The organism is Achromobacter piechaudii NBRC 102461, from assembly GCF_001571245.1.
GTDB lineage: Bacteria > Pseudomonadota > Gammaproteobacteria > Burkholderiales > Burkholderiaceae_B > Achromobacter > Achromobacter piechaudii.
Genome location: NZ_BCTK01000005.1, coordinates 644,644 through 659,931 on the forward strand (window position 1 = coordinate 644,644; position 15,288 = coordinate 659,931).

At 63.4% G+C, this 15,288-nt stretch carries 12 protein-coding genes; 10 read left to right on the forward strand and 2 right to left on the reverse strand.

The genetic code is table 11. The features are described 5' to 3' along the window. Positions 1 to 10 precede the first annotated feature (10 nt). The 8 genes from nuoI (at position 11) to API01S_RS09665 (ending at position 9,460) form a co-directional block, all read left to right on the forward strand. Positions 11 to 499, forward strand: a complete 489-nt coding sequence (gene nuoI, locus API01S_RS09630; RefSeq protein ID WP_006217967.1) for an NADH-quinone oxidoreductase subunit NuoI — start codon at positions 11 to 13, stop codon at positions 497 to 499. Positions 500 to 516: 17 nt separating this feature from the next. Then, on the forward strand, positions 517 to 1,173 hold the full coding sequence (locus API01S_RS09635; RefSeq protein ID WP_050727885.1) for an NADH-quinone oxidoreductase subunit J: 657 nt from the start codon (positions 517 to 519) through the stop codon (positions 1,171 to 1,173). After that, positions 1,170 to 1,478: an NADH-quinone oxidoreductase subunit NuoK gene (gene nuoK / locus API01S_RS09640; protein WP_006217969.1), complete on the forward strand. Its 309-nt coding sequence runs from the start codon at positions 1,170 to 1,172 to the stop codon at positions 1,476 to 1,478. Before API01S_RS09635 ends, nuoK begins: the two co-directional genes overlap by 4 nt. 17 nt (positions 1,479 to 1,495) lie before the next feature. Further along, positions 1,496 to 3,526, forward strand: coding sequence for an NADH-quinone oxidoreductase subunit L (nuoL, locus tag API01S_RS09645; RefSeq protein ID WP_006217970.1), 2,031 nt, complete (start codon positions 1,496 to 1,498; stop codon positions 3,524 to 3,526). Next, complete coding sequence (locus tag API01S_RS09650) at positions 3,523 to 5,025, forward strand: NADH-quinone oxidoreductase subunit M (RefSeq protein ID WP_006217971.1); 1,503 nt, start codon at positions 3,523 to 3,525, stop codon at positions 5,023 to 5,025. The genes nuoL and API01S_RS09650 overlap by 4 nt, the downstream gene beginning before the upstream one ends. Before the next feature lie 9 nt (positions 5,026 to 5,034). Beyond that, positions 5,035 to 6,519 carry an NADH-quinone oxidoreductase subunit NuoN gene (gene nuoN, locus API01S_RS09655; protein ID WP_050727884.1) on the forward strand — a complete coding sequence of 495 codons (1,485 nt, stop codon included), beginning with the start codon at positions 5,035 to 5,037 and terminating at the stop codon, positions 6,517 to 6,519. Between the two features lie 13 nt (positions 6,520 to 6,532). Next, complete coding sequence (locus tag API01S_RS09660) at positions 6,533 to 6,862, forward strand: DUF2818 family protein (RefSeq protein ID WP_006217973.1); 330 nt, start codon at positions 6,533 to 6,535, stop codon at positions 6,860 to 6,862. 336 nt (positions 6,863 to 7,198) lie between these two features. After that, entirely contained in the window at positions 7,199 to 9,460 is a 2,262-nt protein-coding gene (locus API01S_RS09665; RefSeq protein WP_006217974.1) for a TonB-dependent receptor, read from the forward strand. A gap of 69 nt (positions 9,461 to 9,529) precedes the next feature. Here the strand turns inward: API01S_RS09665 and serB are convergent, their stop codons facing one another. Together serB and mfd are read right to left on the reverse strand one after the other, a co-directional pair. Next, the gene (gene serB / locus API01S_RS09670) at positions 9,530 to 10,387 is read right to left on the reverse strand and encodes a phosphoserine phosphatase SerB (protein WP_050727883.1); all 858 of its coding nucleotides are present in this window, start codon (positions 10,385 to 10,387) and stop codon (positions 9,530 to 9,532) included. A gap of 24 nt (positions 10,388 to 10,411) precedes the next feature. Continuing rightward, complete coding sequence (gene mfd, locus API01S_RS09675) at positions 10,412 to 13,894, reverse strand: transcription-repair coupling factor (RefSeq protein ID WP_006217976.1); 3,483 nt, start codon at positions 13,892 to 13,894, stop codon at positions 10,412 to 10,414. 29 nt (positions 13,895 to 13,923) lie between these two features. Between mfd and ispD the strand changes: the two genes are divergently transcribed. Further along, positions 13,924 to 14,607, forward strand: coding sequence for a 2-C-methyl-D-erythritol 4-phosphate cytidylyltransferase (gene ispD / locus API01S_RS09680; RefSeq protein ID WP_006217977.1), 684 nt, complete (start codon positions 13,924 to 13,926; stop codon positions 14,605 to 14,607). Then, positions 14,604 to 15,095: a 2-C-methyl-D-erythritol 2,4-cyclodiphosphate synthase gene (ispF, locus tag API01S_RS09685; RefSeq protein WP_061304306.1), complete on the forward strand. Its 492-nt coding sequence runs from the start codon at positions 14,604 to 14,606 to the stop codon at positions 15,093 to 15,095. Before ispD ends, ispF begins: the two co-directional genes overlap by 4 nt. Positions 15,096 to 15,288 lie beyond the last annotated feature (193 nt).

The window sequence follows — 15,288 nt, forward strand, 5'->3', positions numbered from 1 at the left end:
GAGGCAGGATATGGAAGCGATCAAAGATTTCTTCGGCAGCCTGATGCTGACCGAGTTGCTCAAGGGCATGCGCCTGACGGGCAAGTACTTTTTCAAGCGCAAGGTGACCTTGCGCTACCCGCAGGAAAAAACGCCTACGTCGGCGCGATTCCGCGGCCTGCACGCATTGCGCCGCTACCCCAACGGGGAAGAGCGCTGCATCGCGTGCAAGCTGTGCGAAGCCGTGTGTCCGGCCTTGGCGATCACCATCGAATCGGACCAGCGCGAGGACGGCACCCGCCGCACCACGCGTTACGACATCGATCTGACCAAGTGCATTTTCTGCGGCTTCTGTGAGGAAAGCTGCCCCGTGGACTCGATCGTGGAAACCCATATCCACGAATACCACGGTGAAAAGCGCGGCGACCTGTATTTCACCAAAGACATGCTGCTCGCCGTGGGCGACCGCTACGAAGCCGACATCGCCCGCCGCCGGGCCGACGACGCTCCTTACCGTTGAAGCCCAGGGTCTGATCCATGACTTTTACCACTGTCCTTTTCTACATACTGGCCGCCGTGCTGGTGATCGCGGCGTTCCGCGTGATCACCGCGCGCAGTCCGGTGACCGCCGTATTGCACCTGATCCTGGCATTCTCCAACGCAGCCATGCTGTGGATGCTGCTGGGCGCCGAATTCCTGGCCTTGCTGCTGGTGCTGGTGTACGTGGGCGCCGTGATGGTGCTCTTCCTTTTCGTCGTGATGATGCTGGACATCCGCATGGACGCCATGCGCCAGGGCCTCAAGACCTACCTGCCTCTGGGCCTGGTGATTGGTCTGGTGCTGGTGCTGGAAATGTCGTTCGTGCTGGGTTCCACCTGGTACGGCGCGGGTCCGCAGGCTCCGGTTGCCGGCGACTACAACAACGCCCGCGCGCTGGGCGAAGCCATGTACACCCAGTACATCTACGCCGTTGAAGTGGGCGCCGCCTTGCTGCTGGTCGGCATGGTCGCCGCGATTGCGCTGACGCTGCGCCGCCGCCGCGACGTGAAGTACAACGACCCCGTGGCCGCCGTGCGCGTCCGTTCGAAGGACCGCTTCCGCATGGTCAAGATGCCCGCCCAGAGCGAGCGTGCACAAGCCAAGCGCGATGGTTCGTCCGGAGTCGCCGCTGCGCCCCAAGGAGAAAAACAATGACGCTGACGCTGGCCCACTATCTGATCCTTGGGGCGATCCTGTTCGCCATCGGGATCTTCGGCATCTTCCTGAACCGCCGCAACCTGATCATTCTCTTGATGTCCATCGAGCTCGTGCTCCTGGCCGTCAACATGAACTTCGTGGCGTTCTCCAGCTGGTTCGGCGATACCGCCGGCCAGGTGTTCGTGTTCTTCATCCTGACCGTGGCCGCCGCTGAAGCGGCGATCGGCCTGGCCATCCTGGTGCTGCTGTTCCGCAACCTGAACACGATCAACGTTGACGAACTCGATCGCCTGAAGGGCTGACGGGGTATTGGAAGAAAATGTCTAGCTCACCCAATCTCTACTTGCTCATCGCGCTGGCACCGCTGGCCGGAGCAATTCTCGCGGGCCTTTTCGGCACCGGCTTCCTGGGCCGTCCGATCGGCCGGCGCGCGTCTCACGTCATCACCATTCTTGGCGTGCTCATCTCTGCCATCGGTTCGGTGGTGGTGTTGGGCGACGTGCTCAACGGCCTGCGCTTTGACGGCGCGGTCTACACCTGGAGCCTGATCGGCCAGACCAAGCTGGAAATCGGCTTCCTGATCGATCCGCTGTCGGCCATGATGATGGTCGTGGTCACCTCCGTGTCGCTGATGGTGCACATCTACACCATCGGCTACATGGCTGACGATCCCGGCTACCAGCGCTTCTTCTCGTACATCTCGCTGTTCACGTTCTCCATGCTGATGCTGGTGATGTCGAACAACATGGTGCAGCTGTTCTTCGGCTGGGAAGCAGTGGGCCTGGTGTCGTACCTGCTGATCGGTTTCTGGTACACCCGCCCCACGGCCATCTTCGCCAACATGAAGGCATTCCTGATCAACCGCGTCGGCGACTTCGGCTTCGTGCTGGGCATCGGCCTGTTGTTCGCGTATGCCGGCACGATGCACTACGGCGAGGTGTTCGCCCAAGCCGACAAGCTGGCCGCGATGACCCTGCCGGGCTCTGACTGGATGCTGCTGACGGTGGCGTGTATCTGCCTGTTCATCGGCGCCATGGGCAAATCGGCCCAGGTTCCGCTGCACGCCTGGCTGCCTGACTCGATGGAAGGCCCGACCCCGATCTCCGCGCTGATCCACGCCGCCACCATGGTGACGGCCGGCATCTTCATGGTTGCGCGCTTCTCGCCGCTGTTCGAACTGTCGGACGTGGCGCTGTCGTTCATTATCGTGATCGGCGCCATCGGTGCGTTGTTCCTGGGCATCCTGGGCATCATCCAGACCGACATCAAGCGCGTCGTCGCGTACTCCACGCTGTCGCAGCTGGGCTACATGACCGTGGCGCTGGGCGCATCGGCCTACTCGGTGGCCATTTTCCACCTGATGACCCACGCGTTCTTCAAGGCGCTGCTGTTCCTGGGCGCGGGTTCGGTCATCATCGGCATGCACCACGATCAGGACATCCGCAACATGGGCGGCCTGCGCAAGTACATGCCCATCACCTGGATCACCTTCCTGCTGGGCACGCTGGCGCTAGTCGGTACGCCGTTCTTCTCGGGTTTCTACTCGAAAGAAAACATCATCGAAGCCGCTGGCCACGCCAACGTCTGGGGCGCAAGCTTCGCGTACTACGCCGTGCTGATCGGTGTGTTCGTGACCTCGCTGTACTCGTTCCGCGTGTACTTCCTGGTCTTCCATGGCAAGGAACGTTTCGACACCAGCGACCATGGCCACGGCCATGACGCTCACGGCCACGATGATCATGGCCACGATGACCACGGCCATCATGGCGGCAAGCCGCATGAGTCGCCCTGGGTGGTCACGCTGCCGCTGATCCTGCTGGCGATTCCGTCGGTGCTGGTTGGCGCCTGGGCAGTTGACCCGATGCTGTTCGGCAAGTTCTTCAACGGCGTGATCACGGTGCTGCCGCAGCATCCGGCCATGCATGAACTGCAAGAAGAATGGCACGGCTGGGTGGCCTATGGCCTGCATGCCTTCCAGACCCTGCCGTTCTGGCTGGTCGTGGCTGGTTTTGTCATCGCCTGGTACTGCTACCTGATCAATCCCAAGGTTCCGGCCGCGATCAAATCCAGCCTGTCTGGCGTGAACAAGGTGCTTGAGAACAAGTACTACGTGGATTGGGTCAACGAACAGATCATCGCTCGTGGCCTGCGCGCCCTGGGCCGTGGCCTGTGGCAGACCGGCGACCGCGGCATCATTGACGGCCTGCTCGTCAACGGTAGCGCTCGCGTGGTGGGCTGGGTGGCTGCGGTCAGCCGCCACCTGCAGTCCGGCTTCATCTATCACTACGCGTTCGCGATGATCATCGGCATCATGGCGCTGGTGACTTTCTTTGTGCTGATTCCCCAATGATGGCAAGCGAGATGGCATCCAACACTTTCCCCTGGCTCACGCTTGCGATCTTTGTCCCGATCGTATTCGGCCTGCTGGTGCTGGCGGTGGGCCGTGACGACCGTCCCGGTCTGACGCGCGGCCTGTCGCTCGTCGGCGCCTTCGCCGGTTTCCTCGTCACGATTCCGCTCTACACCGGTTTCGATAACACCACGGCCGCCATGCAGTTCGTGGAGAAGGCTTCCTGGATTGAAGCCTTCAACGTCAATTACCACCTGGGCATCGACGGCATTTCGCTGTGGTTCGTCCTCCTGACCGCGTTCATCACCATCATCGTGGTGCTGGCCGGCTGGGAAGTCATCACCAGCCGCGTCGCGCAGTACATGGCCGCCTTCTTGATCCTGTCGGGTCTGATGGTGGGCGTGTTCGCCGCGCTGGACGGCATGCTGTTCTACGTGTTCTTCGAAGCCACGCTGATCCCGATGTACATCATCATCGGCGTCTGGGGCGGACCGAACCGTGTGTATGCGGCATTCAAGTTCTTCCTGTACACGCTGATGGGCTCGCTCCTGACCCTGATCGCGTTCATCTACCTGTGGCACGCGTCGGGCGGTTCGTTCGACATCCTGACCTGGCACCAGGTCAAGCTCGGCCAAACCCCGCAGATCCTGATCTTCGTGGCGCTGCTGGCGGCGTTCGCGGTGAAGGTGCCGATGTGGCCCGTCCACACGTGGTTGCCGGATGCTCACGTGGAAGCGCCTACTGGCGGCTCCATCGTGCTGGCCGCGATCATGCTGAAGCTGGGCGCCTACGGCTTCCTGCGCTTCTCGCTGCCGATCACGCCTGACGCTTCGCATAGCCTGGCTGGCCTGATGATCACGTTGTCGCTGATTGCCGTGATCTACATTGGCCTGGTGGCGATCATCCAGGAAGACATGAAGAAGCTGGTGGCTTATTCGTCCGTGGCCCACATGGGTTTCGTGACCTTGGGCTTTTTCATCTTCAACACGGCCGGCGTCGAAGGCGCCATCGTGCAGATGATTTCGCACGGCTTCGTGTCGGGCGCCATGTTCATGTGTATCGGCGTGCTCTATGACCGCATGCACTCGCGCCGCATCGCCGATTACGGCGGCGTGGTCAACGTGATGCCGCGCTTCGCGACGTTCTTCATCCTCTTCTCGATGGCCAACAGCGGCCTGCCGGCCACCAGCGGTTTCGTCGGCGAGTTCATGGTGATCATGGGCGCCGTCGAGCACAACTTCTGGATCGGCCTGTTGGCGGCTACCGCCCTGATCCTGGGTGCTTCGTATTCGCTGTGGATGGTCAAGCGCGTGGTTCTGGGCGACATCGCCAATGACCACGTTCGCGAGCTGACCGATATCAACCGCCGCGAATTTGTGATTCTTGGCGTGATGGCGATCGCCGTGTTGTACATGGGGATCTATCCCAAGCCCTTTACCGACGTGATGCACGTGTCGGTCGAGGCCCTGCTGCAACACGTTGCCGTCTCGAAACTGTAAGACAAGACAATGATGCAATCCCAAATCGATTTCGCCCTGGCGGCGCCGGAAATCCTTCTGCTGGTTTCCGGCCTGGCTATCCTGCTCGTCGACGCGGTCAGCAATCACCCCGAGCGCAAGCCGACGTTCCTGCTGACCATGCTGGTATTGGGCGTGCTGACCGTCGTGTCGGCCGTGCAATGGAAAAACGGCGTTGCGGGCGCAACGTTCAACGGCCTGTACGTCACCGACGAACTGTCGCACCTGCTCAAGATCGCGTCCTACATCGCGGTTGCCGCGACCTTGGTCTACGGCCGCGTCTATGCGCAGGCGCGCGACATGCTCAAGGGCGGCGAGCTCTACGTCCTGACGCTGTTCGCGCTGCTGGGCCAGATGGTCATGATTTCCTCCGGGAACCTCATCTCCATCTACCTGGGCCTGGAACTGATGTCGTTGGCGCTGTACGCGCTGATCGCGCTGCGTCGCGATGACGTCGTCGCCACCGAAGCCGCCATGAAGTACTTCGTGCTGGGCGCGCTGGCCTCGGGCTTCCTGCTGTACGGCATGTCGATGGTCTACGGCGCTACGGGCCACCTGGACCTGACCGAAGTGTCCAAGGTCATCGCGGCTGGCAAGGCCGAGAAGATGGCGCTGGTGTTCGGCATCGTGTTCCTGGTGTCGGGTCTGGCGTTCAAGCTGGGCGCCGTGCCGTTCCACATGTGGGTGCCGGACGTCTACCAGGGTTCGCCCACCGCCGTGACGCTGATCCTGGGCGGCGCGCCCAAGCTGGCGGCCTTCGCCATCACGCTGCGCCTGCTGGTCGACGGCCTGCACGGCCTGGCCGCCGATTGGCAGCCGATGCTGATGATCCTGGCCGTGCTGTCGCTGGCTATCGGTAACCTGACCGCCATCGCGCAGACCAACTTCAAGCGCATGCTGGCGTACTCCACCATTTCGCACATGGGCTTCGTGCTCTTGGGCCTGATGTCGGGTTCGGTCGCGGGCAAGCCGGAACTGTCGTCCGCCGCTTATGGTGCGTCGCTGTTCTACATGCTGACCTACGTGCTGACCACGCTGGCCAGCTTCGGCATCGTGCTGCTGCTGTCGCGCCAGGGTTTCGAGTGCGAGCATATCGACGACCTGAAGGGCCTGAACCGCCGCAGCCCGTGGCACGCCTTCATCGTGCTGCTGCTGATGTTCTCGCTGGCCGGCATTCCGCCGCTGGTGGGCTTCTACGCCAAGCTGGCCGTGCTGCAAGCGCTGATCAGCGCTGGCCACGTCACGCTGGCCGTGGTTGCAGTGCTGTTCTCGCTGATTGGCGCGTTCTACTACCTGCGTGTCGTCAAGGTCGTGTACTTCGACGAGCCGGTCGCCGATGTGGCCCCGATCGTCGCGACCGTCGGCCAGCGCGGCCTGCTGTCGATCAACGGCGCCATGATGCTGGTGCTGGGCCTGTTGCCCGGTGGCCTGATGGCGCTGTGCGTGCAGGCGATTCGCTCGTCGCTCAGCCTGTAAGCGGAACGCAGCCATGAACCAGACGCTGGCGGTATGGCTGTTGATCGCGCTGGCGCTGGTCAGCGCAAACCTGCCTTTCCTGACGGAACGCGTGTTTGCCGTCTTGCCCTGGAAACAGGGTGGGGCGGTGGCGGTCAAGCCGTTCTGGATGCGCCTGGTCGAAGTGCTGGTGTTCTACGCCATCGTGGGCGCGCTGGGATTTGCGTTTGAATCGACGCTGGGAAATCGCTTTTCCCAGACCTGGGAGTTCTACGCCATCACCTTGAGCTTGTATCTGGTGCTGGCGTATCCGGGGTTCGTGTACCGCTATCTGTTCAAACGGCACCCCCGCCTGCGCGCCTGATGGCCCGCCAATGCCTCTAACGCCCCGCCTGGGGCGTTTTTCATTTGGCGGCGAACAAAGTGGTGCACGCGGTGTCCGCCTGCATGGCGGGGATTCCATGGCGCTTTGCGAGCTGTCCCTGGTTTCGACTTCCGCCGAACCTCCGGCCCTTTCAGCGGACGTTCTTGACGCCCGCGGTCGGTAGCGACCGATGAAAGCCTCGTCGATCGAGTGTTGTATTTTTATCTTTTAGGGGGATTCAGGGCTTTCATTCAGGTTTCATTCAGCGCTCAGGATCAAAATCGCAACCGGTAAAAAAACAAGAATCGTTGCTATTCACATTCTGGAGAAGCTGGTTTGAAGCCCCAAGATTCGTATTCGCTGAATACGCTCGCGACCTCGCTCGCCGCGGCGATCGCGGCACCCGCCCTGTTCATCAGCCCTTACGCCGCCGCCCAGTCTGCGGACTCGGGTGTGACGCAGCTTTCTCCGGTCCGGGTGGAAGGCGAGGGGTCTTCGTACCAGACCGACACGGTGCCGTCCCCGAAAATGACCGCACCCTTGCTCGATACGCCGCGCACGGTGCAAGTGGTGCCCAAGCAGGTGATCCAGGATCAGGCGGCATCGACGTTGCAGGACGTGCTGCGCAACTCGCCCGGCATTACCTTCGGTGCGGGGGAAGGCGGTCGCCCAGGCGGAGATCTTCCGATCATCCGTGGGCAGAACTCGGCGGGCAGCCTGTTCCTGGATGGCATACGCGACAGCAGCACGCAGGTGCGCGACACGTTCAACCTGGAACAGGTGGAAGTGATCAAGGGCCCGGACTCGGTGTATTCGGGCCGGGGCGGCGCGGGCGGCAGCATCAACATGATCAGCAAGGCCCCCAAGGCGACTGACTTTACTGAGGCCACCGCGCAGATCGGCACGGACAACAACTACCGCGCCACCATCGACAGCAACTGGCGCCTGGCCGACAAGGCCGCCTTCCGCCTGAACGTGATGGGCAACAAGGGCGACGTCCCTGGCCGCGACAATGCGGTGGACTTCGAGCGCTGGGGCGTAGCGCCGTCGCTGATGCTGGGTGTGGGTACGCCGACTCGCATCACGCTGAGCTACTACCACTACCAAGACGACAGCATGCCGGACTACTCCATTCCGTATGACCCCAAGACGGGTCAGCCGGTGACGGAGACCATGGGCGTGAGCCGCAAGTCGTTCTATGGCCTGACCGGGCGCGACTTCATGAAGACGCGCGACGATGTCGCCACGGTGGACTTCCAACACGACTTTTCGGACAAGCTGCAACTGCGCAACGTGACCCGCTATGGCCGGGGCACCACGGACTTCGCCGCGACCAACCCGGACGATAGCAAGGGCAACGTGCCCAACGGGCTGGTGTACCGCGCGTTGAAATCGGGCTACTACGTCACCAAGAGCTTCGCCAACCAGACCGACCTGACCGGCGAATTCGACACGGGCAGCCTGAAGCACTCGTTCGACCTGGGTTTTGAATACAGCAACATCAAGCAGGACAAGGACAGCTACACGCAGAAGATTGCGAACGCCCCGATGGCCTGCAAGGTCAGCGCGACGGACCTGTCCAACCCGGCCTTGTGCTCGTCGTTGTGGGACCCGGATCCGGGCACCGATTATCCGGGCACGCTGACCCGCAACAACAATCCGGCGCGCTACAACACCGACACCCTGGCGCTGTACGGATTCGACACCATCAAGTTCAACGAACAGTGGCAGGCCAGCCTGGGCGCCCGCTGGGACAACTACCGCACCAGCGGCAGCAACATCGCTCGCGGCCGCAATGACCCGGCCGGCACCCCCGCGTTCTACAGCACCAGCCGCGACGACAGCCTGTTCAACTACCAGGTGGGCCTGGCGTACAAGCCGGTGCCCAACGGCACGATCTACGCCACCTATGGCACCTCGTCCACGCCTTCGGCGCTTGCCGGCGGCGCGATCAGCGATGCCGCATCGGTGACCAGCTCGTCGCTTGAACCCGAAAAGAGCCGCACGGTGGAAGTGGGCACCAAGTGGCAGGTCTTCGACGACCGCCTGACCTTGTCGGCGGCCGCTTTCCACGACACCCGCAAGAACACGAGCGTGGCCGTCTCCGCCACCGAAGTGGCGCAGGTGGGTGAGGCCAAGGTGCGTGGTATCGAACTGGGCTTCTCGGGCGCCATCACGCCCCGGTGGAACGTGTTTGGCGGCTACACCTTCATGGACAGCGAAATGACCAAGGGCGCCTACAACAGCGGCGCAATCGGCCAGGACCTGCCCAACACCCCGCGCAACGCCTTCAGCCTGTGGACCACCTACAAGGTGCTGCCCAAGCTGACGGTGGGCGGTGGCGCGTACTACGTGGACAAGGTGTATGGCAATTCCGACGCCACGCGCAATGCCGATGGCACGCCCAAGGCGCGCTGGGTGCCTTCCTACTGGCGCTTTGACGCCATGGCGGCCTACGAATTCAACGAACACTTTTCGGCGCAGTTGAACGTGCTGAACCTGTTCGACGAAACGTATTACACGAAGGCTTACGCGGCGCACTATGCGGCGCTGGGCACGGGCCGCGCGGCATTGCTGTCGGTGAAGATGCGGTATTGATCCGACACGCCTGATGAAAAATAGCCACCTTGAAGGTGGCTATTTTTTTGATGGCTCGCGGGCGAACGATCAGCCTTCGAACCAGTTCAGCACGCCGTCCAGGCCGGTGACGTTCAGCGCGTAGCGGGTCTGCTCGCGCACGACGGGTTTGGCGTGATAGGCCACCGGAAAGCCGGCCGCGCCCAGCATCAGCAGGTCGTTGGCGCCGTCGCCGATGGCGATGATCTGGTCTTTCGTGGCGCCATGCGTGCGGGCGAATTCGCGGAGGTACACGGCCTTGGCCTGGGCATCCAGGATGTCGCCCAGCACATGACCAGTCAGGAGTCCGTTGTCGATCTCCAGCGTATTGGCGTGCGCGCTGTCCAGTTTCAGGCGTTCACGCAGCCGGTCGGTGAAGAAGGTGAAGCCGCCCGAGACCAGCAGCACCTTGATGCCGGCCGCCTGAGCCGTGCTGACCAGCCGTTCCGCGCCGGGATTCAGGCGCAGCTTTTCCACATAGACCTGTTCCAGCGCCTCGGCGGGCACGCCCTTGAGCAGCGCTACGCGGCGGCGCAGGCTCTCCGCGAAATCCTTGATTTCGCCGCGCATCGCGGCCTCGGTGATTTCCGACACCTTGTCCTTCACGCCCACCACGCCGGCGATCTCGTCGATGCATTCGATGTTGATCAGCGTGGAATCCATATCCATCGCCAGCACCTTGCAGTCCGACAGCTTGAGCCCGGCAGGCACGAACGCCACGTCCACGCCCTTGCGGTCGGCCCAGGCCACCACTTCGGCGCGGGTCAGCGTGTCATGCTGCACGTCCAGCAGGCGGGCCGCGGTGTTGCTGATGCGCGCCACGCCCTGGGCCTGGGCCAGCGCGGCCAGTTGCTCGGCGTGTTCGATGGTCAAGCCGGGGGATTGGACGACAAGGTGATGGGTGGTCATAAGAATAGGGGCAGGGTTGCGGATTTACTTCAAGGCACGCAGCACGGCGCGGACGGCGTCTGAGCGGGCGGGGATCTGCGCGGCTTTGATCTCAACGCGCAATTTATCCTGTCCGGCCAGTTTGATGTTGCGCTGGCGTTGTACCAGCTCGATGATGCGGGCCGGATCCACGCTGGTCTTGGGGCCGAACTGGATCAGGGCCTGGGTTTCGCTGGCGTCGATCTTGACGATGCCCAGCGGCTGCGCGGCCAGACGCAGGCGGTGCGACGTCAGCAGCGTTTGCGCGGCTTCGGGCAGCTTGCCGAAACGGTCGATCAGTTCTTCCTGGATGTGGATCAGATCGTCTTCGTCGGCCGCGTGCGCCAGCCGCTTGTAGATGCCCAGCCGCGCGTGCACGTCGGCGCAATAGTCGGAGGGCAGCAGGGCGGGGGCATGCAGATTGACTTCGCAGGCCAGGTTGAACGGCGCGTCCAGGTCGGGTTCTTCGCCCGCGCGCAGCGCACGCACGGCTTCGTTGAGCATCTCGTTGTACATCGAGAAACCCACTTCCTGGATGTTGCCCGACTGCGAATCGCCCAGCACTTCGCCCGTGCCGCGAATTTCAAGATCGTGCATGGCCAAGTAGAAACCGGAGCCCAGCTCTTCCATGGCCTGGATGGCTTCCAGCCGCTTTTTCGCGTTGTTGGTGATGGCGTCCTCGCCGGGCGTCAGCAGGTAGGCGTAGGCCTGGTGGTGCGAGCGGCCCACGCGTCCGCGCAGCTGATGCAGCTGCGCCAGGCCAAAGCGGTCGGCGCGGTGGATCACGATGGTGTTGGCGCTGGGCACGTCGATGCCGGTTTCAATGATGGTGGTGCACAACAGCACGTTGTAGCGCTGCTGGTAAAAGCCCTTCATCACCTGTTCCAGCTCGCGCTCGGGCATCTGGCCGTGCGCCACCGCGATACGCGCTTCGGGCACCAGTTCTTCCAGGCGGGCGCGGCGGTTGTGGATGGTTTCCACCTCGTTATGCAGGAAATAGCACTGGCCGCCGCGCTTGAGCTCGCGCAGCAGGGCCTCGCGCAGCGTGCTGCCGTCTTCGCGCCGCACGAAGGTCTTGATCGCCAGCCGCTTTTGCGGCGCGGTGGCGATGACGGAGAAGTCGCGGATGCCTTCCAGAGACATGCCCAGCGTGCGCGGGATGGGCGTGGCGGTCAGCGTCAGCACGTCGACTTCGGCCCGCAACGCTTTCAGCGCTTCCTTCTGGCGCACGCCGAAGCGGTGCTCTTCGTCGATGATGACCAGTCCCAGGCGTTTGAATTTCACATCCTTGGACAGAATCTTGTGCGTGCCGATCACGATGTCGACCCGGCCGTCGTTGATGCCTTCGACGGCGGCCGCCACTTCCTTGGCGGAACGGAAGCGCGACAGTTCCACCACGCGCACCGGCCAGTCGGCGAAGCGGTCGGAAAACGTCTGTGCGTGTTGCTCGGCCAGCAGCGTGGTCGGGCACAGCAGGGCGACCTGCTTGCCGTTGGCCACCGCCAGGAAGGCGGCGCGCAACGCTACTTCGGTCTTGCCGAAACCCACGTCGCCGCAGACCAGTCGGTCCATGGGCCGGCCGGAAGTCATGTCGGCGATCACGGCCTCGATGGCGGCGGCCTGGTCCACGGTTTCTTCAAAGCCGAAACCTTCAGCGAACGCCTGGTAATCGTTCAGCGGCAGATTGAACGCAAAGCCTTCGCGCGCCGCGCGCTGCGCATACAGCGCCAGCAGTTCGGCGGCGGTGTCGCGCACTTGCTTGGCGGCCTTGCGGCGCGCCTTGTCCCACTGGCCGGAACCCAGCTGATGCAGCGGCGCGGCGTCGGGGTCGGCGCCGCTGTAGCGCGCGATGACGTGCAACTGCGACACCGGCACGTAAAGGGTGCTGCCGTTGGCGTATTCAAGATGGAGGAATTCCATCTCGCCTTCGCCCATGTCCATGTTGACCAGGCCGTGATAGCGGCCGATGCCGTGCTGCGCGTGGACGACGGGATCGCCGGCGCGCAGTTCGGACAGATCGCGCACCATCGCTTCGACGTTGCTGGCGCGTTCCTGGTCACGCTTGCCCCGGCGGCCTGTAGTGGCCAGGCCGGGGTACAGATCGTTTTCGGTCAGGAAGGCCAGATTGGCTTGCGGCAGGCCGAAGCCGGTCGCCAGCGGCGCGGCGACGATGCCGAAGTTGGCGTCGGACGCCAGAAAGGCTTCGATGGTGTCGGGCTGCGCATCGGGCGTTACGCCGAATTCATTCAGCATCTGCACCAGGGTCTCGCGCCGGCCGGCGGAGTCGGCGCACAGCAGTACACGGGTCTGCCGCGTCTGCACCAGCGCGCGCAGCTTGGCGATGGGATCGTCCGAACGTCGCGCTACGCTGACATCGGGCACCGGCTGAAAGTCGGGGTGAGGCTCGCCCGCCGTCAGCGACAGGCGACGGAATTCCTTGAGCCGCGTGTAAAGCGTTTCGCTATCCAGGAACAGCGCCGAGGGCGGCAGCACGGGGCGCTCGCGGTCGCTCTTCAAGAAACTGTAGCGGCTGGAGGTGTCCTGGTTGAAGCGCTGGATGGCGTCGTCGATGTCGCCGATGGTGACCGTGACGGTGCCCGCCGTGAGGTAGTCGAACAGCGTGGCGGTTTCTTCGAAAAACAGCGGCAGGTAGTATTCGACGCCCGCGAACGGGATGCCGTTGCCGATATCTTTATAGGGCAGGGCGCGCGAGGGGTCGCCCTCGAAGATTTCACGAAAGCGCGCGCGAAAGCGATTGCGCGAGTCTTCGTCCATGGGGAATTCGCGGCCGGGCAGCAGCTGCACTTCGCCCACCGGGTAAAGGCTGCGTTGCGTGTCCACGTCGAAGCTGCGGATGGTTTCGATTTCGTCGTCGAACAGATCCAGGCGGTAGGGCACCACCGAGCCCATTGGGAACAGATCGATCAGCCCGCCGCGCAGGCAGAACTCGCCGGGCGCGGTGACCTGGGTGACGTGGTTGTAATTGGCCAACGTCAGTTGCGCGCGCAGCGCCGCTTCGTTCAGCTTGTCTTTCTGCTTGAAGGAAAACGTGTAGGCCGCCAGGAACGAGGGCGGCGCCAGTCGGTACAGCGCCGTGGTGATCGGCACCGTCAGCACGTCCACCGTCTTCATCATCAGCGAATGCAGGGTGTGCAGGCGCTCGGAGATCAGGTCCTGGTGCGGGGAAAAGGCGTCGTAGGGCAACGTTTCCCAATCGGGCAGCTGCCGCACGCGCAGGTCGGGGGCAAACAGCTGGATCTCTTCGGCCAGCCGCTGGGCTTCTACCGGTTCGGCCGTCAGGATGACCAGCGGCGCGGACGCCTGCCGGGCCAGGTCCGCCAGCAACCAGGCGTCGCCGGAACCGGGCGGGCGGGGCTGCGCATAGCGAGCGCCGGCTTTCAGCGCGGACAAAGTAGAGGCGGTCGCAGGGACGGGCGGCGCGGCGGTGACGGGGGAAGTGGGGGTGGGCATCAGGATGGAAGCAGGCATCAAGCGGAAGATTATAAAATCACCGCACCATGTCTGACTCAATCATTGCGATCGTTCCCGCAGCGGGCGTCGGCGCCCGCGCCAGCCATCCCGGGGCGCAGCCCGTTCCCAAGCAATACCGTCCATTGGCCGGACAGCCCATGTTGCGTCACGCGGTACGCGCGTTGCTGGCCGACGACCGCATCGCCCAGGTTCGGGTGGCGGTGACGCCGGGCGATGGCTGGGTCGATGCGGCGCTGGCCGGCCTGCCGCGTACGGTCTGGCGGGCCTGCGGGGGCGCAACACGCGCCGATACCGTCGAGGGTGCGCTGGCTGACAGCGGCGTGGCCGACGATGCCTGGGTGCTGGTGCACGATGCGGCGCGCCCCGGGCTGCCGGAAGCGGCGTTGCGCCGCCTGATCGACGCTTGCCTGGCCGACCCCGTGGGTGGCCTGCTGGCGCTGCCGGTCGCCGATACCGTCAAGGGCGGGCGCGAGCGGGTCGAACGCACACTGGACCGCAATGGCTTGTGGTTGGCGCAGACGCCGCAAATGTTTCGGGCCGGCGTGTTGCGCGATGCGCTGACGGCGGCCTCCGTGAATGGCGTGACCGTGACCGACGAGGCCTCCGCCTTGGAAGCAGCCGGCTACGCGCCATTACTGGTCCCGGGCGCACTGCGCAACTTCAAGGTGACGTGGCCAGATGATTTCGAACTGATGGAAAAATGGCTATGAGCATTCCCTTTCGCGTCGGGCAGGGCTTTGACGTACACGCCCTGGTCGAGGGCCGGCCGCTGATCATCGGCGGCGTGACGATTCCGCACACGCATGGCCTGTTGGGGCATTCCGACGCTGATGTGTTGCTGCACGCCGTCACCGACGCGCTGCTGGGCGCGGCGGGCCTGGGCGACATCGGCCGCCACTTTCCGGATACGGATCCCGCGTTCAAGGGCGCGGACAGCCGTGTGCTGCTGCGCGAAGCGATGGAGCGCGTGCGCGCAGCGGGTTGGACGCCCGTGAACATCGACGCGACCCTGCATGCGCAGGCCCCGAAAATTGGTCCGCATGCGCCTGCAATGGTGAAGAACATCGCCGCCGATACCGGCTTGGCGGAAGCCGACGTAAACATCAAGGCCAAGACCAATGAGGGCTTGGGCTACCTGGGGCGCAAGGAAGGTATTGCGGCCACCGTGGTCACGCTTTTGTCCCGTGTCGACGCTTGAAGCCTCGATTATTTACTTTGATATACATCTTTAACAAATGAATAAGCAGGTCCATATGATTCGGAATATTCTGCGCTACCCAAATCGAATCACATGAGATATTCGGATGCATTTACGTGGCGCAGCCCTGCTCTTAGCCCTTGCCGCGCTGTGTGCTCCCGCACACGCGGAGTTTGAACAGCAGCTCGGCCCG